Raw genomic sequence first — 21,669 nt, forward strand, 5'->3', positions numbered from 1 at the left:
CAAAGACATGGCTATCAAAGTGGGTATCAATGGTTTCGGTCGGATCGGCCGTCTCGCGCTGCGAGCAGCCTGGAGCTGGCCAGAGTTTGAATTCGTGCAGATCAATGACCCGGCCGGTGATGCAGCGACCCACGCGCACCTGCTCAACTTCGACTCGGTGCATGGCCGTTGGAATTACCAGGCCGATTCCGAGGGCGAGTGCATTGTCATCGACGGTAAGCGGATCAAGGTCAGCGCCAATAAGGCAATCGCCGATACCGATTGGTCGGGCTGTGATCTGGTGATCGAAGCCAGCGGAAAAATGAAAACCGTTGCGGTCCTTCAGGGCTACCTGGACCAAGGCGTGAAGCGCGTTGTGGTCAGTGCCCCGGTGAAGGAAAGCGGCGCGTTGAATATCGTGATGGGCGTCAATCACCACCTGTTCGATCCTGCGCAACATCGCATCGTGACCGCCGCGTCGTGCACCACGAACTGCCTGGCTCCGGTAGTGAAAGTGATTCACGAAAAGCTGGGAATCCGTCACGGCTCAATCACCACCATTCATGACCTGACCAACACCCAGAGCATTCTCGATCAGCCGCACAAGGATCTGCGCCGTGCGCGTGCTTCCGGGATGAGCTTGATCCCGACCAGCACCGGCTCGGCCACGGCCATCGCCGAAATATTTCCGGAATTGCGCGGACGCCTGAATGGTCACGCCGTGCGGGTGCCGTTGGCTAACGCGTCGCTGACTGATTGTGTGTTTGAAGTTGAACGCGCCACGACCGCAGAAGAAGTGAATCAACTGCTGAAGGACGCCTCCGAGAATGAACTGAAAGACATCCTCGGCTACGAGGAGCGTCCGTTGGTGTCCATCGACTACCGTACCGATCCGCGCTCTTCGATTATTGATGCGCTGTCGACCATGGTCATCAATGGCACTCAGGTAAAAATCTACGCGTGGTACGACAACGAATGGGGCTATGCCAACCGTACGGTCGAACTGGCGAAAATGGTCGGTCTGGCCGTCTGATAGGCGGTGCCACCCTGTCCTCGACGCCGCGCTGTCGCGCAGCAAACTGGTTTTGATTTGTGTGGTGTGATCGTTTAGTGGTGTGTCAGGTTAGCCGCCTTCGCAGCGGGACGCGTAGTTGCAAGCCTGCTCTTATCAAGCAACACGTAACTAACTGAAATAAATTGATTATTTGTAGGAGTGCGCTTGCCCGCGATAAAGACCGAAGGGCTTTTCTGCGACATCGGCGCCAACCCATTTGCGACTGCTTCGCAGCCGATCGCGGGCAAGCGCGCTTCTACAGGGGGTCAGCGTTTGGCTGAAAATTTAATAACACTTATTCTTTATTTTTCAATTGGCTACAGGTTGCCTGATAGGATCAATCATGAACGCGTTGTCAGCCCTCGCTCCAGAAGTGCGGCAGTACCTGCTCGTCACGGGTAATTACTGGGCCTTCACCCTCACCGATGGCGCGTTGCGCATGTTGGTGGTGCTGCACTTTCACGCATTGGGCTACAGCCCGCTTCAGATTGCGGCGCTGTTTTTGTTCTATGAATTCTTTGGCGTGGTCACCAACCTCGTGGGTGGCTACCTTGGGGCCCGATTGGGCCTGAACCGGACCATGAATATTGGTTTGGCCATTCAGGTCGTGGCACTGTTGATGCTGACAGTGCCCTCGGTCTGGCTGACGATTCCTTGGGTGATGGGCGCCCAGGCGCTGTCGGGGATTGCCAAAGACCTGAACAAAATGAGCGCCAAAAGCTCGATCAAGCTGCTGGTGCCCGATGGACAACAAGGCAAGCTCTACCAGTGGATCGCCATCCTCACCGGCTCGAAAAATGCGCTCAAGGGCGTCGGTTTCTTTCTGGGCGGTGCTCTGCTGGCAGCCATTGGATTCAAGGGCGCCGTGTTGGCCATGGCCATTGTGTTGGGGCTGATCTGGATCAGCAGTCTGATCTTGCTCAAGAAAGACTTGGGCAAAGCCAAGGCCAAACCCAAGTTCCGGGAGATCCTTTCCAAGAGCCGTGCGATCAATATCCTGTCGGCAGCACGGATGTTTTTGTTTGGTGCTCGGGATGTCTGGTTTGTCGTCGCATTGCCGGTCTATCTCAGTACAGTCTTTGGCTGGGACGTCTGGAAGGTCGGTGGTTTTCTTGCGGCGTGGGTGATTGGCTACGGCATCGTGCAGTCGTTCGCGCCAAGCATCACCGGCAAGAAAAACGGGCGTGTGCCTGATGGTCGAGCGGCTTTTCTCTGGGCGCTTCCGCTGGCGCTTCTGCCAGGGGCTATTGCCTTGGGGTTGAACACTGGGTTGTCCGAGCACGTCGTTCTGTTGGGTGGGCTGATGGTCTTTGGCGTCCTGTTCGCAGTGAACTCATCGCTGCACAGTTACCTGATCGTCTCCTACGCCAAGGAAGACGGCGTCTCGCTGGATGTAGGTTTCTACTACATGTCCAACGCCATGGGTCGCTTGATCGGCACGGTCCTCTCGGGATGGATTTACCAGGTGTACGGGTTGAGTGCGTGCTTGTGGATATCGAGCGCTTTTGTGCTGCTCGCCGCGTTGATTTCCATTGCTCTGCCCAGGCATGCCAAGAAAAGGGTACGCCTCGACATACTGCGCTGAATGCAGTTGCTGACCCGAAAACCGAGACATACCTGACTAGCTCGGCATGAAGAGGTTTCTTAATGTGCGCCGGTGGCGCTGATGACGATTTTTGGTCGTGGATAACACGTCGACGTCGCGGGGGGCTCACAAATCTTTCACACACGTTTGACCTCTCTGCGACTAATGGTTAAGTAGCGTACGACCCATGAGCAATTGGAGAGCATCATGAGCGACCCCATCAAGCTGAAGTTTTCTGAAAAGTACGATCAGGAGCATGCGCAGCAGTATTTTTTGAAACATCGGGATGGGCTTGCTCGCAGGCTGTCTCACCTGCGGGACGAACAACTGGCTCGCAAGGCACTTTCTGTGGCCGGTGAGCCGGGACTGGTTCTTGATCTCCCTTGCGGAGCGGGGCGGTTCTGGCCGTTGTTGGCGGAAAAACCTAATCGAGTCATTATCGGCGCGGATAACTCTGCGGACATGATCGAGACCGCCTGCAAATCGCAATCGGCCGAGGTGGTCAAGCGCGTACGTGCCTTGCAAACGTCAGCATTTGAGATCGACTTGCCCGACAATTCGGTAGACAGCATTTTCTGCATGCGTTTGCTGCACCATATAGGCGACCCGCAACACCGATTGGCGATGCTCAAAGAGTTCTATCGAGTTACCCGGGAAACGGTCATCATTTCCTTGTGGGTGGATGGCAACTTCAAATCCTGGAAGCGTAAACGTCAAGAGGCACGTCGGCGCGCACGGGGAGATAAGGGTGATTATCAAAATCGTTTCGTTATCCCAAGGGAAACTGCCGAACGCGAGTTCAAAGAGGCGGGATTTCGTATTCAGGAACGTCTCGACTTCATTCCCTTGTATGCCATGTGGAGAGTCTACGTTTTGCGCAAGGATTGATAGAGTCATCCAGCAAACATCGAGCTGCGGGCCAACACTCGCAGTTGCAGTGCATTAATGAACGCCTTGAAAAACAGGGTATGGCCAATTGACATAAATTTCACTCCGATTGAGTTACATTTAGTGGCAATTAAATTATTGCACTCACTCGATAGTTATCGGAGATGTATATGACATCTGCAATTGGAAGTTCGACGAGTACGCCTATCATTCGACCTGCCCCTGTGTCCGCTCAACAGGTCAAAACTGTTGCAATGGACAGTGACGGCGATCACGACGGTAGCAAAGCAGGCGAAGTAGAGATGCCTAAAGCAACCTCTGGCAGTGTGGGCACGAGAATCAATACCACCGCCTGACACCTGAGTGACAGATCACGTATATCTGGCATATCAGTCGTTTAAGAAAGGGAGCCTCGGCTCCCTTTTTTTTGGCGTATGAATTATTAGACAACTGCACCGAACGAGGTGCCCACCAGCGCGGTAACAGCCATGGCAAGCGCCCCCCAGAAGGTCACTCGCCACGCGCCTGTTGGAACGCTGGCGCCTCCGGCTTTCGCCGCTATACCGCCGAGTGTTGCCAGAAATAGAAGTGACATCCCTGATATCCACGGGATAACGCTTTGAGCGGGTGCAATAAACGTAACAATCAGCGGCAAGGCTGCGCCGACAAAAAAACTGGCCGCCGAGGCCAGCGCGGCCTGCAGCGGTTTTGCGCTGAGTGCGTCAGAAATCCCAAGCTCGTCCCGAGCGTGTGAGCCCAGTGCGTCGTGTGCCATTAATTGCGTCGCCACTGTCCTGGCGAGATCAGGTTCAATACCGCGAGCCATGTAAATGGACGCCAACTCAGAATGTTCAGCAAGCGGATTCGTTGCAAGCTCGGTTTGCTCGCGCACTAGATCGGCTCGTTCGGTATCGGCCTGAGAGTGCACGGAAACATATTCTCCAGCGGCCATGGACATGGCGCCTGCCACCAGCCCCGCAATACCGGTCACCAGTAAAGTACTGTGTGTGGCGTGGGCGGCGGCAACCCCGATTAAAAGACTGGCGGTCGACACAATTCCGTCGTTGGCACCCAATACGGCCGCGCGAAGCCAACCAATGCGGTCACTTCTATGGGACTCGGAATGTTTGCGCATGAACTTCATTTATGAATTACGCTCGCAGAGAAGGCGTCAATGCTGGAGATAACGTAGCGCATAAAGAGCGTGAAGGGGCTATGTTTTATTAGCGAGTTTCAAGGGTCGTCTGAATGCGCCCGGCAACAATGGATATTTCCCTGAACGCTTCTTCCCCTTCACGTAATACGAACAATGCGTCCATACCCCGCGCTTGTGCCAGTTCAGGACCGGCCTCTTCGCCGAGTACCATCAGTGCAGTGGCCCATGCATCGGCGAGCATGCAATTCGATGCAACCACGGTCACTGCAGCCAGTTTATTGGTCAGGGGTGTTCCAAGCGAAGGGTGCATGGTGTGTGAGTACAACTGGCCATCAACTTCGACCCAATGCCGATAGTCTCCGGAGGTAGCAATGGCCGCGTCGCTGAGTTCCATCACGCCCATGACTTCGCGAGTTCCCCGGCGGGGCCTTTCAATGGCAACCACCCAGGGCTGCCCGTCAGGTTTGAGTCCGCGTGAGCGCATTTCGCCGTCAATCCCCACCAGGTAGTTAGTTATTCCCCAGCTGTCCAGACAGCGTGCCAGTTCATCCACGCCAAAGCCTTTGGCAATACCTGAGAGATCAAGCGTCGTTGCTGCACGTTTACGGACCTGACCACGAAGCGCATCTATCTCGAGTGCTTGCGTTGCAGGCAGCCGCACCTGGTGTTTTAGCGCGCTGATCTGTTGTGCAGTGGGTTGATGCTCGCCGGGACCGAAGCCCCAGGCATTCACCAGATCGCCCACTGCGATATCAAATGCGCCGCTGGATTGCTGGCTGATACGTAAAGCGGTTGTCAGTACGGTGGTCAGCTCTTTGGGCAGGGCACACCACTCCTGCTCGGGTGCAGCGTTGAGTACGTTGAGGTCTGATTCTGGCTTCCACGTCGACATCTGCCGATCCACCTTGTCGACAGCCTCGAACAGACCCTTGCCAATGGCAGCCAGGTTCACCTCTGGCTTGGCATAGAACAGCGCGGTGTAGCGCGAGCCCATGGTCTCACCGCTGAGGCTGTGCCGTTCGGCAGAGGAGGGCTGATAGTCAGTAGACATCTTCACGGTAGCGTCCTTGTGCCTTGAGCGTCAGCACGGTCAGGTTAAGCGGTGCCAGGACTTCATCGAGTGCGCGCATCACGCTTTTCGCCATTTCGCGACTGCCGCACACCAATACCTGAGCGCCTTTTTCAATCAAACGACGCATCTGCAGGGCGTCGCTGATGATGCGGTCTTGTACATAGCTGCGATCCTGCACTTGTGAAAAAGCCGCTTGCAACCCGGTGAGTCGCTGGTCCGCCAGGTAGCCATTGAGCTGTGGCTCATAGAGGAAGTCCGATGCCGGGTTGCGTCCCCCCCAATAAAGGTGCATCGGGTGTCTGGCGGTGTTGTTACGGATGAAGCCTGCTAAAGGGCCGATACCCGTGCCCGCACCGATGAGTATGACCGGAGCGCTCCCGGAGGCAGGGCGGAAGTCTGGGTTGGGCTGTATGAATGCCTCAATCAGCGAGCCAATCGGCACGTCATGGAGGAGGCTGGAACACAGACCGTCAGGATGCTTGCGCACGCAGATTTCCAGAATGCCATCGGTTGACCCACTGGCCAGCGAGTAGAACCGCGGCAGAGCGCTTCCGGGCGGCAGAATCCCGACCAGATCACCCGCTTCGAAATGAGGCAACCCATCCCCCTTGCGCAGGCGGGCCAGCCAACTCGGTGCTGGCGAGGGCGCGACTGCTTTGAAACGCAGAATGTGCGTGGGTGCCTTGACCTGTTCGCCGTATTCCACGCGCTCCACCAGTTGCAAGGTACGGGTTTGCGGCTGGCTGGGCGTGTGCACAAGCGTCAGTTCATGGCCGATCAATTGGCCGACGGCATGCCCCCAACGGGTGAACTCCTGACTTGATTGTCGATTGATGGTTTCAAGTTCAAGCAACTGAGGCCAGCCCCGTGAAAGCATGGCGGCTTGCGTGTCCTTGGCGAACTGACAAAAGCTCGGAAACTGTTTGTCGCCAAAGCCCAGTACGGCAAAGCCAAGGCCGGGTTTTACCGGTACGTTCGCCAGTCGTTTGAGAAACTGTCTGGCGGAGGCTGGTGCGTCGCCGTCGCCTGTAGTCGCGGTCAGGATAAACAGGCGCTCGGCACTGCGGTACTCAGTCGCCAGTTGGTTCATGGTGGAGGTGTGCACACGGTGTCCCGCCTTGTTCATGGCCTCATGCAACGTTTTCGCAAACCCCCAGGTACCGTTGTTTTCGCTGCCCACCAAAATCACCGTGTCAGCGGACTGTGCGCCACTGTTGTGACTGATGTGTGGCATCGACTGACGGCGGCGCCACCAGAGCAGGGCGCCTGTGACGCTCATCAATGGCACGCTCAGCGCGCAAGTGCCGAGTAACAGGCCAAGCCACCACAGGCCTTCGCCGGTATGCAACTGGTAGATGAATTCATAGGCATCACGGGCGTTGTCATGAGCCTGGTAAGACAGCAGCGCGCCACTGGCTTGATCAACAAAACCGTCGCCTTGGGCGGTGTGCAGCGAGAACACATCCGTCGGGTTGCCGGGGCTGGGGTAGTTCAGCTCGCGCAGATCATTAAGGTCGGTCGCCAGCAGCGCAGGCAACGTCTCGACAGGCGCTGCCGGACCGCCGCTCATGGTGCTCGGGAAAGCCGGCTCCTGCTGGGTTCCGTCAGGGATGAACTCGAACATCACCGCTGACATGTACATCCCCGTCAACGCGGATAGCAGCAGACCGAGGATCGCGAAGCGCCCGACTTCAGCGTGCCAGCGTTGGCTGAAACTGCCCTGCAGCGGGCGCAGGATCTGTCTCCAGCCGCCCAGGCGTCTTGCCAGCAATGCAGCGCCGGAGGCTGACAGGATCAGCATCACCAAGGCGCCAATACCCGACATCGCATGGCCGGGCGTGCCCAGTAACAATGACCTGTGCAAGTCTTTCACCCAGCGTGAGAATGCTGACGGTGCATAGGGCGCAATACCCTGGCCGGTCGTGGGGTCGACAAGCTCGGCACCCGCCTGACCGTCTTGGTTGTAGTAAACGATGATAGAGCCAGAAGCGCTGCGCCGAATTTGTTCAACCGCTGGATAGGTATGTGCCACCCGGCCCGCCAGCTCGGCAACGTTCAATTGGCCGACTGCGGGCACAGTTGCGTTCATTCGTTCTATGGCTGGATCAATTGACAGGATCGCGCCGCTGATGGCCAATACCATAACCAGCAGGGCAGCGATAAGGCCGGGCAGTGAATGAAACTGGCGAAGCATGTTCAGCCTCCAATAGGTGCCGAAGTCACATGTCGTAGGTAAAGGTTTCTACATAACCATTGCCGGTTGCGGGCTTGCCTGCATCTTTAGTCGTCAGCGGCACGACAACGTCAGCGCGAACCTCGCGTTTGTTCTCGACAGCGCTGTCGACGCGGATCTGATAGCCCGCATCAATCAGGGTGTCAGCCAGTTCTACACTGACTTTCAGGGTGCGCCCGCTACCGACGCTGGCACCACTGACCCCGTCAAACTCACTGGACTTCAAGCCGCTGCCGCGAGCCCAGTCAGGAAGGTGTTTGTAATACTTGGCTTTCTTGCCGGCGACCCAGAGGGTTTTCTGATAGTTGCCATTGGCATCGGTGACATAAAACGCCAGATAAGCATCGTTGCCGTTGTAGTTCTTTAACTGAGTGGTCAAGGTCACTTCACGCGCCTGGGCTAACCCTGGCAGGGCGACGGCACCGGCGAGACACACTGCTGCAGCAATCATTTTCATGGTGGGGTTTCCTGTTAGAGCGTTGTGGCGGAATACTGGCCTCGCTAGCTGAACGCAACCTGAAGGCGTGAAAAAAAGTTGATCAGGTAGTTTTCAGCAGCAGGACAAGGCCGCTTGGGTTGCTGAGCATGATTTCTCTCCTGCTTGAGTCTCTGTCGCATACCCTAGCGAGACTCCCTGACAGCCACCTGAATCGTGCTCAAAGCGGTACTTCAGGTTTTATTCAGGTGCAGCCGTTAACGTGCAGCGCTGGTAACGAATACAGAAGGGGTTGATATGCGGGTTTTGTTGGTTGAGGACGCTGTGGGGCTGGGGGACGCAGTGCGTGAGCAAATTGCCGATGACGGCCATGCGGTGGACTGGGTGCAACGGCTTGATCACGCTGAGACGAGCGTACGAACGACTGCCTATGACCTCATTTTGCTGGATCTGATGCTCCCGGACGGGCGCGGACTGGACTTCCTGCGCAAGCAGCGGTCGGCTGGCGATGTAACGCCTGTGATCATCCTTACGGCTCAAGACCAGATATCCGAGCGCATCGCCGGTTTGAATGCGGGGGCCGACGACTACCTGGTAAAACCCTTCGATCTGTTTGAATTATCTGCTCGAGTTGCCGCCGTCGCGCGACGTTACAGCGGTAATCCCAATCCACAGCTGAAAGTGGGAGAGCTGGTCATCGACATGACGGCTCGCACCGTTCAGCGTGTCGGCACCCTTGTGGATCTGACTGCGCGCGAATGGGCTCTACTGGAAGCCTTCATTCAGCGCCCCAGCGCGCTGCTGTCGAAATCGCAGCTCGAAGAGCGCCTGTACGCGTTCGGTGCCGAGATCGAAAGCAACACTATCGAGGTGTACATCAGTCGTTTGCGCAAGAAGTTGGGGCGCGATTTGATTGAAACCGTCCGCGGTATGGGCTACCGGCTGATGCCCCTATGAAGACTACCTTCAGTTTGCAAAAACGTCTGGGGCTTGGGCTGACGCTGGGGATGACATTGCTTTGGCTGGGGGGCACAGCGGGTGCCTGGCTGGTTGTGCAACATGAGCTGAATGAGGCCTTCGACAGCGCTCTGGAGGAAACTGCGCAGCGGATTTTGCCCCTGGCCGTACTCGAAATCAGTAATCGTGGCGAGTCTCGCGAGTCGAAACATATCGAGGGGCTGAGAGAGCATAAGGAATACCTCACCTATCTGGTGCGGGATGCCAGGGGCAATACGTTGTTGCAGTCTCACGATGCCGATCCGAGTGTATTCAATGCCCAGCCGATGGAGGGCTTTACCACTACCGGCAAGTACCGCCTGTATGCCGTCAGCGCCCAGCGCGAAACAGTTTTTATCGAAGTCGCCGAGCCATTGGCGCATCGCCGGGAAGCAGCGCAGGAAGCATTACTCGCGTTGCTCCTGCCATTGCTGATACTCATCCCGATCAGCTTGTTGGGAACCTGGTTATTGGTTCACTTCAGTCTGCGTAGCGTCCTGGCTTACCGTCGCGCAATCGAGACCCGTGGGGTCGGCGATTTATCCCCCATTAAAGTGTCTCAATTGCCCGCAGAAATCGATCCGCTGGCCGAAGCGGTCAATCATCTGATGGAGCGACTGCGTCGGGCACTGGAGGCTGAGCGCAGCTTTACGGCCAATAGCGCCCATGAGCTACGTACCCCGTTGGCGGCGGCATTGGCACAGATGCAGCGGTTACGTCGCGAGGCACCTGACGGACCGTTGCAAGTGCGGGCGGCAAAGATCGAGGCTTCGCTTCGTGAGTTGGCACGGCTCTCGGAAAAGCTCATGCAACTGGCCAAGGCAGAAGGGGGCGGGCTTCTATCGGAAGCCCCGCAAGACCTTATCCCGCTGCTGGCCCATGTAGCGGAAGAGTTGAACGCTACTGCCGGGCAGCGGATTAACTTAGCGCTGCCTGCGGAGGGTGAAGTGTTATCAACGATTGACCCGGACGCCTTCGCCATCCTTTTACGCAATCTGATCGAGAACGCTTTAAAGCATGGCGCGCCGGATCAGCCGATTGAGGTGAGCTTGTCGAGTCAGGCGCTTTTAAAGGTCGTGAATGCGGGCTCGACAGTGCCTGCGCAGGTTCTGGAGCGTCTCACCGAGCGCTTCGTACGAGGCAACAGCGAGGCCAGCGGCTCCGGTCTTGGACTGGCAATTGCGCAAACGATTGTTCGAGGCGTCGAGGCGACAATGAGCCTCGCATCCCCCGCAACAGACAAACAGGATGGCTTTGAAGTTAGGGTGCAGTTTGTGCTTGCGCGGCCATGAAGAAGTCTGACTTTACTGGGTGTTCACTGATAACGTTAATAAAATAAAGAGGGGCTTAAACGTTTCATCGGAAGCGGGTTTGATACTTCGTCGGGCGACAAGTTGCCATATTAATATAACTTCCGTGAATAGCACTTGGTTCGCGGAGTGCATATTGATTGCGGCGGCGAGACAGGATTGGATCCAATTATTACGTCTTAATCATTGGCGTCAAAATGCAGTCGGCTGAGTATGTGTAATGATGATATATGAAGTATGAAATAGGTATAACCCAGCGCAGTATAGTGATATCGTAAAGCCATCCCAAGGAACGCTGGCTACAATTATTTATACGCGCTAACCACGTGCTACACGCGTAGAAAGTTACGACTCAAGTGCTATTCAAGAACCGCTTCAGCGGCGGCGAATATCGACAGCTCTGATGTGCTCAGTCGGGACCAATACACAGTGGCAGATGAGTGTTTTCTGTCGTAAATAATTTGAGGGCGCAACGTTTAAACGGGGTGTCCGCCCGAGCGCTGGCGTATGTCAATCAAGCACCTTTTTCGCATTAACTTAAGACGACTGATTCTCTTTCTGGCGTTTTTCAGTGCCATTCTCACGCTCACCAACAGTCTGTATGCAAGCTATTGTGTACAGCGCCAGTTGCTCATTGACAGCACGCTGGAATCCAACCGTGTGTATGCAGCCAAGCTGGCCAATAGCACCGAAGTGTTTCTTACTACCGTGACGCAGCAGTTGGCCTACAGCGCCGGGTTATTGAGTGAGCAGCTTGATAATCCGCAAGCGTTGCAAAGCGAGACCACCCGGTTACGGCTACAGACCAATAGCTTCAACTCGATAGCGATTACGGATGCAGAGGGTTGGTTGCGTGCGGTCTCGCCCGAAACATTGCCAATCAAAGGGCGAAAGCTGAACACGCCCGGTGCTGTCGAGGCGTTGAGTAAGCGCCGTCCACTCATCAGCCAACCTTACGTCTCTGTTGCGGGTAACCTGGTGGTGTTCATATCCCATCCGATCATTGATCGTGAGGGTCATTACCTGGGTTACATCGGCGGTACAATTTATCTCAAGCACAAGAGCATTTTGGACGATTTGCTGGGTGCGCAGTATTATCACGATGGCTCTTATATTTACGTGGTAGATCAGAACCAGCGACTGCTGTATCACCCTGATCAGATGCGGGTAGGTCAGGTGGTGCGTGACAATCCGGCCATTGAGGCCGTGATCCGTGGAGAGAGCGGGAAACAACGCCTTCTGAATAGTCAGGGCATCGATATGCTCGCCGGTTATGCGAGCGTACCCTCAGCGCATTGGGGCATCGTGGCGCAAAAGCAGACGGATACAACACTGACCGCACTTAATGATCTGATGCTGGATGTACTTCGTAATACGCTGCCGCTCAGTGTGCTGGGTTTTATCGTCATTTGGTGGCTCGCACGCCTGATTGCCCGCCCCCTGTTGCAGCTGGCCGACAGTGCCCAAGAGATGGAGTCACCCGGTGCGGCAGAGCGCATTGCGCGCGTGAAATCGTGGTACTACGAATCAACACAAATCAAGCACGTGATGCTCGTCGGCATACGGTTATTACACGCAAAGATCGGCAAACTCACTAGCGATGCGCAGACAGACTCACTCACTGGGCTGCATAACCGTCGCGTGCTCGATATTGCATTAGAGCGATTGGAGCGCGAACGTCGTCCTTTCGCTGTCGTGGCACTCGATATCGACCACTTCAAGCGGGTCAACGATAGCTATGGTCATGATGCAGGTGATGAGGTGCTCAGACGCCTGGGGGTGTTGATGCGTGTCAATACCCGAGAGGGTGATGTGCTCTGCCGGGTGGGTGGCGAAGAGTTTCTTATCCTATTGCCAGCTACGTCACCCGAGGTAGCCCTGCGAGTGTCTGAGCGTCTGCGACAGCAAGTAGAAGATGCGCGGATGGACCCCGTTGGGCCGATCACTATCTCTCTGGGTGTTGCGCACTGGCCGCTAAGCTCTGGCAGCGTCGACGACGTTTTGAAGATGGCAGACAACATGCTTTACACGGCAAAACAAACGGGCCGTAATCGGGTCGTTTTAGCCAGTGCGCTGCATCAGCCGGAACAGGCCCTGACTGTGGTATCGAACGAGTTATCTGCCGATCAGCGAGGGTCGAAGACGACCCCGTGAGTCGTATCAGGCAAGGCCCGCAAGGCGTCGCAGGCGCTCCAGGCTGCGCGGTTCCTCGCCATTGATTTCTGCTGCGGCCAAACGCATAAGCACTTTTTCTCGACGAAATTGCGCTGGCGGCAGGACGTAGACTGCGCCAATAAGGTCCCGCAGGGCCATGGGCAGCCCCCAGTGAGCTTTAAGGCTGATGGCAAAGGGGTTGCTGAACTCGCGCATGGCTTGCGTCAGTGCGCTCTCGCTGAGGCTGTGGCCTTTGTGCTCCCAGGCTTGAGCCTGATAGACCACGCAGAGTTCTCCTATGCGGTGCAGCAAGGCCGCGCACTGGAGCGGCGCGGGATCAACCCCGGACTCCCGCGCCAAGCGCGTGACTCGATCACTGAGTGCTTCTGCGTCGTTCAGATGGACCTGGGCCAGCGTCTGCACCAAAGGACTGCTCTGCTCGTTAGCCTGGCGCAACGCCAGGCACAAGGCCATGTTCAAACTGGTCGGCCCGCCCAGACGCTGCAAAGCCTCGGGCAGGCTCATATAGGGGTGGCCAGCGCCGATATAGGCACTGCTGTTTGACGCGGCGACCAGATGGGCGCTCAAGGCCGGGTCATACTGCCAGCTCTCGACAAGTTCGCGCAGGTCCAGTTCTTCACCTTTGAGGATCAGTTGAAGTGTGTCTTTGACATTGCTCAGCAGGGGTATATCGAGCTCCGCAGCGGACAGGCAACCAAGGAAGGCAATGAAGTCTTGCTCCGTCAGCGGTGCGCGTAAGCGTTCTGCACTGTCGGGTAATAGCTTTTTCAGACGAGCCACTACACGCGGTACCTGGAAGGGCTTACTAATAAAGGTACTAATCCCTAGCGAGCGCGCAGCCAGCACATTCTCTCGATCCGCGCGGCCAGTAACAACTACCAGGGGCGCGGGCCGATTATTTAGAAGGGTTTGAAGCAGGCGGACACCGGTCGAATCGGAGAGGTTCCAGTCCGCGAGCACTAACTGATAAGACGTTCGCTTGCATGCCTCGTCGGCGTCCAGCACCTCGCTAAAGAGATCTATTGGCGCATCCGGGCAAATACTCAGGACAATCTGCTTAAGCATGTCAGCGATCCAGGGATCATCTTCCAGAATCATGACTTGCATGCTGCGTCCTTCGGGGGGGTAGAGGCGTGTGGATGAATGACGTCTGAACAGATCATGATGTGCCGGATTTCATTAAGGAGTTTGCCCTGCGGGGTGTAAAATAACGACATCGAACGTATGCCCGTACTAAGCGGTCTTCCAGTATTTCTGCATTTCGATAAAAAGAAAGGAGGCCGTCCATGTAATCAGCACCAAACCTGTCAGTGCTTCAAGCCCGGTCAGAAACTTAAGAACCCCTTGGGGTTCGATGTCACCAAAACCGAGCGTGGTGAAGGTGGTGAATGAAAAATAAACACAGTCCATCAGGCTGCCATCAAAATCTCCCCTCAACGTACCCCAATGACCGGACTCGATCATAAAGTAATAGGCCAAGGCGAAAATCCACACTTCGACGGCGTGCGCAGTGAGTGCGCCCAGTACGCCAAAGACTATCCTGAAACGGTGCCAGACCTTCAACCTCGGCATGAGCGAGTTGAGGCGAAGCAGCAGTTCATAGTGGATGAAGACGGACGCCATGACGATAAAGGTGTTCAGCGCTGTAAGGGCTATCATCGTCATCTCTGCATTTAAAACGCCTATTTGAACAGGGCTGCTGTTGAATTGCCATACAGCAGGCCTGAAGTTGTCGGGCGTTAGGACAGCGATTCTCCAGCCGTGCGGACAATTCGATTGTCGAGAGCGGTTTGGGTATCAGGAACGCCCGGGTAATCCGAGCCCCTGTTTTGAAGCGTTCGCTGTTGGGGCAGGGTCTTGATCGAGGGGCGAGGTTGCGTCTTGATGCGTCTTGATAGAGGCGGAACCGGGCTCCACCTCTTGTGCGCTATATCGATTCAGACAGCAGGGTCCCGGTTGCCAGAGCAATCTGTCATTGCATTACATAACGGCCTGGTGCCGGTTCCAGTGCCGGGTATTGAGCATTGCCCATGTCTGCCACTGCAGGCTGGAGTTCGCCGGAGTGTTTGGCCAGCCAGACGAACCAGTCATTCCACCAACTCCCCGATTGCTGTTCGGCACCTTTGAACCAGGTGTCGGGGTTTTTCGTGGTTCGGTTGTTTGTCCAATAATGGCGTTTCTGTTTCGCGGGTGGATTGATGACGCCAGCGATGTGCCCGGAGGCGCCCAGTACAAAGCGTTTGGTCCCGGAAAGCACGGCGGTGCTGGCGTAGGCGCTCCTCCATGGCACGATATGGTCATCATGTGTTGCAAGAATGTAGGCGGGTGCATCAATGGCCTGCAAGTCGAGTTTGACTCCGCAACACTCCAGTTCGCCTGACTTCAGGTCATTCTGCAGATAGGTGTGGCGCAGGTACCAACAGTACATCGGACCGGGGAGGTTGGTGCTGTCGTTATTCCAGAACAGCAGATCCAGAGGAATGGGTTTGTTCCCCTTGAGGTATTTGTCGACGTTGTAGTTCCACCACAGGTCGTTGGGACGAAGCATGGAAAAAGTGTTGCCCATGTCCTTGCCATGAAACAGTCCAAATGGGCCGTCCATACCGCCGATAGTGCGCTCGCGGTAGGCCACCAGCTTTTCGTCGACGAACACGCTGATCGGTCCGGTATCGAGGTAGTCGAGGAATGTCGTCAAGAGGCTCACGCTGCCGATTTCGTGATCGCCACGCGCCGCGAGCACTGCCAGGGCGGTGCTCAGCAGTGTGCCGCCTATGCAGAAGCCCACGCAGTTGGGCCGCGGCTCTCCACTGATCTCGCGCGTCAGCTGCAAGGCCTTGATCACGCCATGCTCAACCAGGTCGTCCCAGGTTATTTCCGCGTGTTCCGGGCCGAAGTTGCGCCATGACATCATGAACACGGGATGCCCTTGTTCCAGCAGATGCTTAACGACAGAGTTGTCTGGGCGCAGGTCGAGGATGTAGTACTTGTTAATCGAGGGCGGCACGATGAAAACAGGACGCAAGTACTGCGTTTCACGTTGCGGGTAGTACTGAATGAGCTGGAAGATATCGTTTTCGAATACGACTTCGCCCGGGGTGATGGCGAGGTCGACACCTACCGTGAAGGCGCCACTGTCACACTGGCGCATCTTGCCTTCCTGCAGGTCGCTGGCCAAGTGCATCAGGCCTGTGAACAGGCTGGCACCCTGGGTTTCAACTACCCGCTGGAGAGCATCAGGGTTGCTGGTCAGGAAATTGCTGGGCGCATTGGCGGCAATGGCTTGTTCCACCAGGTAACGTAGACGTTGGCGCGGTTTCTCTTCTTCGATCGGAAGTCTGTCGAGCAGTTTCAAGAGGAAGTTGGAATTGAGTAAATAGAAAGCAGCGAGGGAGCCGAACAGTGGCTCGTTCCAGTTTCCGCTGGAGAAGCGGCGATCATCAAAGTTGAAGGGTTGGCCGGTCAGCAGTTGTTGACCTAGTTGCCCCCATTGACGTTGGTAATCCATCTGAAGGTTGTCCAGCGTTTCACGAGGCACCTCGAACCAGGGGGTGTGATCGTGCCCTGAAAACCAGTCGTTACTGCTAACCCACTGACGCAATTGTTGCATCGCAAAAGAGGCGATAAAAGGAACTTGGCCGGACCAATAGGTGTTGAAAGCGTGCGAATTATTGTTCATAGAGCTCCTTGCCCGGGACGGTGAACCGGGCAGAAAGTAAACCGGACTCTGCCTGAGTCCGGTGCAGCAACAGTGGGAGTGCGGGCTAGCGCTCGATGGCCAGGCCGACGCCTTGACCTCCGCCGATGCATAAGGTGGCCAGACCTTTTTTGCCGTCGCGGCGGATCAGTTCGTGCACCAGCGATACCAGTATTCGAGCTCCGGACGCGCCGATCGGATGGCCAAGCGCAATGGCCCCGCCGTTGACGTTGACTTTGCTGGTGTCCCAGCCCAACTCTTGACCCACTGCCAGCGACTGGGCTGCAAAGGCTTCATTGGCCTCGATCAGATCAAGGTCGTCCACGCTCCAACCCGCTTTTTCCAGTGTGCGGCGTGTGGCCGGAACCGGACCGATACCCATGATTGCCGGGTCCACACCCGCGCTGGCATAAGCTTTGATCCGCGCCAGGATCGGTAGACCCAGGGCTTCTGCTTTGGCGGCACTGGCCAGCAACAACACGGCAGCGCCATCGTTGAGGGTGGAGGAATTGCCAGCGGTCACCGTTCCTTCTTTCAGGAAGGCGGGTTTGAGCGCTGCCAAGGCTTGTGCTGTGCTATCGACGCGCGGCTGTTCGTCAGTGTCGAAGACGAGCGGGTTGCCCTTGCGCTGGGGAATCAGAATCGGGGTTATTTCACTCTTGAAGCGCCCAGACTCAATGGCTGCTGCCGCTTTCTGTTGTGAGGCTGCGGCGAAGGCATCCTGTTTCTCGCGGCCAATGTTGTACTTTTGCGCCAGGTTTTCGGCAGTAATACCCATGTGATAGTCGTTGAAGGCATCCCACAGACCATCCTGGATCATGCTGTCGACCAGTTGCGCATGACCCATGCGCAGACCTGTGCGTGCTTTGGGCAGGACATACGGCGCCAGGCTCATATTTTCCTGACCGCCAGCGATCACCAGTTCCGCGTCACCGCAACGGATCGCCTGAACGGCGAGTTGGACCGCCTTGAGGCCGGAGCCGCAGACCTTGTTCAAGGTCAGGGCGGGGGTGGTGTGCGGCAAGCCTGCCTTGATTGCCGTCTGGCGTGCCGGGTTTTGTCCGGCGCCAGCACTGAGCACCTGTCCGAGGATTACCTCGTCTATCTGGGCCGCATCAATGCCGGTCTGTTCTAGCAGGTGGCGAATCACGGCGGCGCCCAGCTCGGTAGCGGGAATCCCGGCAAGAGCACCCTGGAAGCTGCCTATCGCAGTGCGAGTGGCGGCAACAATTACGACTTCGTTCATGCATGACCTCATTGGTAAGGCAAAATTTGTCGAGCAGGATCAGCGCATCCATGCGCTGACGGGACTACTGCATGTTCATGCCGCCGTTTACCGAGAAGTCGGCACCGGTGCTGTAAGCGGACTCTTCGGAGGCCAGCCAGGCAACGATTGACGCGATTTCTGCGGGCAGGCCAAGGCGGCCGACCGGCGTTGCCGCGATCATGGCGTCGAGAATGTCCGGGCGAATCGCCGCAGTCATATCGGTCTGGATGTAGCCAGGGGATACGGTGTTGACCGTCACACCCTTGCCCGAGACTTCACGGGCAAGCGCCATGGTGAAGCCGTGGGTCCCGGCCTTGGCGGCGGAGTAGTTGGTCTGGCCGAATTGGCCGCGCTGGCCGTTGATCGAGGAGATGTTGATAATCCGCCCCCAGCCCTTCGCCAGCATCCCTTCAATGACCTGTTTGGTGGTATTGAACAGTCCGCTCAGGTTAGTCCCGATAACGGCGTTCCAGGCTTCGGGAGTGAGCTTGCGAAAGGAGGCGTCGCGAGTAATACCCGCATTGTTGACCAGTACGTCGATCGGGCCGCACATCTCGCGCACCAGTTCGAACGTTTTGCGGGTTGATTCCCAGTCGCTGATGTCTGTGTCAACGCAGTCGAAGTGATAGCCGCTTTCGAGTTGACTCGCTATCCAATCATTTTTTCGGCTGGAATTAGGACTGCAGCCAACAATGACCCTAAATCCATCCTGGTACAGACGCTGGCTGATAGCTGTACCAATACCGCCCATCCCACCTGTGACTACTGCAATACGACTACGCGATTCCATACATTAACTTCCTTCTCTATTTTTGCGCTGCAATACGTGAATTGTTCTGTATTGACGGGGCATGAGGAAGTGTTTGGCGGTGACTGCTTAGTGTCCAAAGGTGCCAAACTGGCGTTTTGGTCCTTTGGTTGAGAGTGCGTAGTATCTGTGTTTGAAGTTGAATGAATAATGACTATCATTTGCGGTAATAACTGGTAATTATTCTGCCCGTACTTTGGATCCAAAAATCATTCATGGCGCTATAGATGGCGCAAGTTCCGGCTGTGGCGAACGCTGATAAGTTCGCTCTTGCGCTACACGATAATGTCCGGCTTTAACCTGGAGAAGGCGCTCGAACGCCTGGTCTGTTCCAGTCGCAGGGTCGGTCTGACACAAGACCGACGCGGCGCACGAGTTGCCTCTGTTAATAACCCGGGGTTATTCCGGCTTGGGCCGTTTTATTCCTTTTGCTCCCCTCCCTGATTTGCGCGCTGGACTTGCATCCGTGGTGGCGGGTGTCGGTGCTGGCTGCGTCGCTACAGGAGGGGGTATCTGCTTGGCTGTATCGGCTTCACTTGGCTGCGGCTGCGGGGTCAGGTTAGAGCCCGGCAGGGGGATGCCGAGTAGCGAGTGCAGTTCACGCCAGCGTTTTCCTTCAGCACCGATAGTCGTTAGCAGCTCAGGCACTAATAGCGCCACGGCCGCCAGGATCTGCTGGCGTGCTTCGGTTTCCGGGAGCAGCAAGGGCAGGCTGCGCAAGCTTTCTTCCGGGTGAACAAAGACCAGCAGGTTCTGCAGGCGTATGGTTTCGCGCAGGATAATGGGGTCGATGTAGTGCTCGACTGGCACAGGGCCCTGCTGGATCAGTTGCTCAACGCGGTGCTTGTCGATTGTCTTGCTGTCGCGGCCGATCAGAAAAAGTATGCGTACCAGCGCTTCCAGTCTACCGCCGAGGGCAAGTGCCTCATGCAGGCGCTCGATCAGGACCTTGTCTTGTTGCTCGGCATGCTCCTGAAGATTTCGCGCAGGCTGCTTGTCAACGAGGGCGCTTAACCCTCCATACACACCGTAAAAACACAGTTCCAGGGATGCGTCACGCACATCACGATAAGCGTTGAGGGCGTCCTGCATCTGGTTGGAGAGCAGGTCCTGCCACGCCAGCAGTGGGTTGTCTTTGCGGGCGGGGCGGCGATCGCTGTGCACTTGAGCGGCGGTGCCGGCGAGCCACCACAGTGCCGGATTCAGACTGCTCCATACCACCTGTTGTTGATGGAACGGGTGCGCCTTGCGCAGCAGTTCTGCGATGGGCTCATTGATCATCTGGCGCATCCAGGGGCGTACGAACCAGTCGTAAAGCGAGCTATTGATTTCGGAGGCGCGCTCCACCAGTGCGAATTCGCGATCGTCATCACGCGTTGGCTCACCATCCTCATGGATATCGGCGATTCGCCTTGGTTCGAAACGTACGCGATAGCGTGCATCACCGCTGCCCGATGGGTCAGGGATATCCTCGATCAGCATTTCATACAGCCCCGACGGCAGCGCATTGATGGCGTCGACAGCCCCGAGCAGCTCGCGGTGTTCGCGCCGGGCAACCTTGCCGGACACGAAAATGCCCAGATGGCCGATGCTGGCGTGCTGCAGGTAGACGATGGTGCGTCCGGCACACTGCAAAGCGAGATCGCTGGGATAGACATCGGTTATCCAGTTCAACGCTTGTTGCGGGGATGTGATGTTGTCTCCGTAGGAACAGAACACCACCACCGGTACTTCGATCTGTTTCAGATCAAGCCCGAGGGTCTTGCGTCCGAGTCCTCCAGACAGATGGTTGCCGATGAAAAGGTTGTCGACAATCATTTCGATTTCTTCGCTATTCAGCAGGCCCGGGCTGCCCCACCAGCGTTCGAAATCGAGAAAGCGCGGAGCCTCGCTGTCGACTTGACTGAACAGCTGGTAGTACTTGTTCCAATAGGTATTGGCGGGGTCCAGGTTCTCGAAGTTACTGACCAGCCAGGTGCCGTCGAAACGGTCGTTGCCCAGATCGCTGGCCAGGCGAGTCGTCCAGCCCCCGCCCAGCAGGCCGCCGGTATAACGCATCGGATTGCGACCATTGACACCCGCCCAGTACGACAAAGGGGCACCGTTGATGATGATCAATCCCGGCAGCTCCGGGTGTGTTGCAGCTAACCCCATTAACGCCCAGCCGGCTTGGCAGTTGCCGACCACAACAGGTTTGCTGCTGGCCGGATGGAGGGCGCTGACGGCCTCGATGAAATGGGCTTCGGCTTCGACGATATCCATCAGCGTCTGCCCGGGATTGGGCGCGTGACTGAAGGCGATGAAGTAGGTGGGGTGGCCAGCTCTGAGGCTTTCGCCTATTACCGAATCTTGTTTGAAGCCGCCAATGCCTGAGCCATGGCCGCCGCGCGGATCAATGATGATCACTGGCTGGCTGCTGCTGTCGATGCGTTGCTCTGCCCCGGGGAGGATTCTTAATAGCGAGTAGTTGACGGGGCGGGGGAGATCCGAGCCAGCGATCAGCGTTTCATGATCGAACTTGAGCAGCAATGGATACCCGGCGCGCTCATGGGCCAGTGTGTTGTCGCCGCGTTGGCGCAGGGTGTCCCAGAACAGCAGGCTGCGTTGGCTGAGGTCGGCGAAGTACTCCTGCCAGTCATCAAGCGTGGGTTGCGTTAGCTGGCCCTGGATTAGAGGGGTAAAGGTTTTTTCCTGACGCTGGCGCGAGGCGTCGAGGACGTTCGAGGTATTCATGTGTTGCAGGCGACTTAGATTTTCGAGCACATCGTGCTTCACGGAAAGCCCTTTATCCTGCGGCGCAACAATATAGTCATGATCCATGATGATCTCCTGGCGGTGTGCATGAGAAGCGGCTAGCCTCAGCCCTCATTGCTCAGGAAGGGATTTGGTTTGGCCGATCTATTCGGTTTATGGAGGGGTTATAACGAATAGAGGCGGAAGGGGCAAAGCTTTTTTGCGGCGCACAAAAAAAGGTTGCCAAATAAAATTGTGCACTGCAATATTAAGCCTAACGCGA

Annotated in this window: 16 protein-coding genes; 6 read left to right on the forward strand and 10 right to left on the reverse strand. The window is 56.4% G+C overall.

The genetic code is table 11. The features are described from left to right. The first annotated feature begins 7 nt into the window (after nt 1-7). The 3 genes from AC1MEA_RS19035 (at nt 8) to AC1MEA_RS19045 (ending at nt 3,506) form a co-directional block, all read left to right on the forward strand. Nucleotides 8-1,012, forward strand: a complete 1,005-nt coding sequence (locus AC1MEA_RS19035; RefSeq protein WP_480417079.1) for an ArsJ-associated glyceraldehyde-3-phosphate dehydrogenase — start codon at nt 8-10, stop codon at nt 1,010-1,012. A 364-nt stretch (nt 1,013-1,376) separates the two neighbouring features. Then, on the forward strand, nt 1,377-2,618 hold the full coding sequence (gene arsJ / locus AC1MEA_RS19040; protein WP_480417080.1) for an organoarsenical effux MFS transporter ArsJ: 1,242 nt from the start codon (nt 1,377-1,379) through the stop codon (nt 2,616-2,618). 207 nt (nt 2,619-2,825) lie between these two features. After that, entirely contained in the window at nt 2,826-3,506 is a 681-nt protein-coding gene (locus AC1MEA_RS19045; protein ID WP_480417081.1) for a class I SAM-dependent methyltransferase, read from the forward strand. A 442-nt stretch (nt 3,507-3,948) separates the two neighbouring features. Here the strand turns inward: AC1MEA_RS19045 and AC1MEA_RS19050 are convergent, their stop codons facing one another. From AC1MEA_RS19050 to AC1MEA_RS19065, 4 genes are all read right to left on the reverse strand, one after another. After that, nucleotides 3,949-4,650: a VIT1/CCC1 transporter family protein gene (locus AC1MEA_RS19050; RefSeq protein WP_219059974.1), complete on the reverse strand. Its 702-nt coding sequence runs from the start codon at nt 4,648-4,650 to the stop codon at nt 3,949-3,951. 79 nt (nt 4,651-4,729) lie between these two features. Further along, nucleotides 4,730-5,713 carry an FAD:protein FMN transferase gene (locus AC1MEA_RS19055; protein ID WP_480918172.1) on the reverse strand — a complete coding sequence of 328 codons (984 nt, stop codon included), beginning with the start codon at nt 5,711-5,713 and terminating at the stop codon, nt 4,730-4,732. Beyond that, nucleotides 5,703-7,928, reverse strand: coding sequence for a PepSY domain-containing protein (locus AC1MEA_RS19060; protein WP_480417082.1), 2,226 nt, complete (start codon nt 7,926-7,928; stop codon nt 5,703-5,705). The genes AC1MEA_RS19055 and AC1MEA_RS19060 overlap by 11 nt, the downstream gene beginning before the upstream one ends. Before the next feature lie 25 nt (nt 7,929-7,953). Further along, nucleotides 7,954-8,424, reverse strand: a complete 471-nt coding sequence (locus tag AC1MEA_RS19065) for a DUF2271 domain-containing protein (RefSeq protein ID WP_219059972.1) — start codon at nt 8,422-8,424, stop codon at nt 7,954-7,956. A 276-nt stretch (nt 8,425-8,700) separates the two neighbouring features. Here AC1MEA_RS19065 and AC1MEA_RS19070 point away from each other — a divergent pair, with 276 nt between their 5' ends. The 3 genes from AC1MEA_RS19070 (at nt 8,701) to AC1MEA_RS19080 (ending at nt 12,863) form a co-directional block, all read left to right on the forward strand. After that, nucleotides 8,701-9,360: a response regulator gene (locus AC1MEA_RS19070; RefSeq protein ID WP_219059971.1), complete on the forward strand. Its 660-nt coding sequence runs from the start codon at nt 8,701-8,703 to the stop codon at nt 9,358-9,360. Next, nucleotides 9,357-10,691, forward strand: a complete 1,335-nt coding sequence (locus AC1MEA_RS19075; RefSeq protein WP_219059970.1) for a sensor histidine kinase — start codon at nt 9,357-9,359, stop codon at nt 10,689-10,691. Before AC1MEA_RS19070 ends, AC1MEA_RS19075 begins: the two co-directional genes overlap by 4 nt. A gap of 525 nt (nt 10,692-11,216) precedes the next feature. Beyond that, nucleotides 11,217-12,863 (forward strand): sensor domain-containing diguanylate cyclase, encoded by a 1,647-nt coding sequence (locus AC1MEA_RS19080; protein ID WP_219059969.1) that lies wholly within the window; start codon nt 11,217-11,219, stop codon nt 12,861-12,863. Nucleotides 12,864-12,869: 6 nt separating this feature from the next. Here AC1MEA_RS19080 and AC1MEA_RS19085 read toward each other — a convergent pair whose 3' ends face one another. The 6 genes from AC1MEA_RS19085 to AC1MEA_RS19110 all read right to left on the reverse strand — a co-directional run bounded on the left by AC1MEA_RS19085 (nt 12,870) and on the right by AC1MEA_RS19110 (nt 21,473). Continuing rightward, a complete protein-coding gene (locus tag AC1MEA_RS19085) occupies nt 12,870-13,991 on the reverse strand; it encodes an HDOD domain-containing protein (protein ID WP_480417083.1) in 1,122 nt (373 codons plus the stop codon). A gap of 126 nt (nt 13,992-14,117) precedes the next feature. Continuing rightward, the gene (locus AC1MEA_RS19090; protein WP_219059967.1) at nt 14,118-14,543 is read right to left on the reverse strand and encodes a potassium channel family protein; all 426 of its coding nucleotides are present in this window, start codon (nt 14,541-14,543) and stop codon (nt 14,118-14,120) included. 313 nt (nt 14,544-14,856) lie between these two features. Then, nucleotides 14,857-16,560 carry a class I poly(R)-hydroxyalkanoic acid synthase gene (gene phaC, locus AC1MEA_RS19095; RefSeq protein WP_219059966.1) on the reverse strand — a complete coding sequence of 568 codons (1,704 nt, stop codon included), beginning with the start codon at nt 16,558-16,560 and terminating at the stop codon, nt 14,857-14,859. An 85-nt stretch (nt 16,561-16,645) separates the two neighbouring features. Next, nucleotides 16,646-17,824, reverse strand: coding sequence for an acetyl-CoA C-acetyltransferase (locus tag AC1MEA_RS19100; protein WP_480417084.1), 1,179 nt, complete (start codon nt 17,822-17,824; stop codon nt 16,646-16,648). A gap of 64 nt (nt 17,825-17,888) precedes the next feature. Then, nucleotides 17,889-18,635 carry an acetoacetyl-CoA reductase gene (phbB, locus tag AC1MEA_RS19105; RefSeq protein ID WP_449634074.1) on the reverse strand — a complete coding sequence of 249 codons (747 nt, stop codon included), beginning with the start codon at nt 18,633-18,635 and terminating at the stop codon, nt 17,889-17,891. A 417-nt stretch (nt 18,636-19,052) separates the two neighbouring features. After that, on the reverse strand, nt 19,053-21,473 hold the full coding sequence (locus AC1MEA_RS19110) for a DUF3141 domain-containing protein (RefSeq protein WP_480417085.1): 2,421 nt from the start codon (nt 21,471-21,473) through the stop codon (nt 19,053-19,055). Between the last annotated feature and the right edge of the window lie 196 nt (nt 21,474-21,669).

This window comes from Pseudomonas sp. ASL8 (assembly GCF_056680355.1).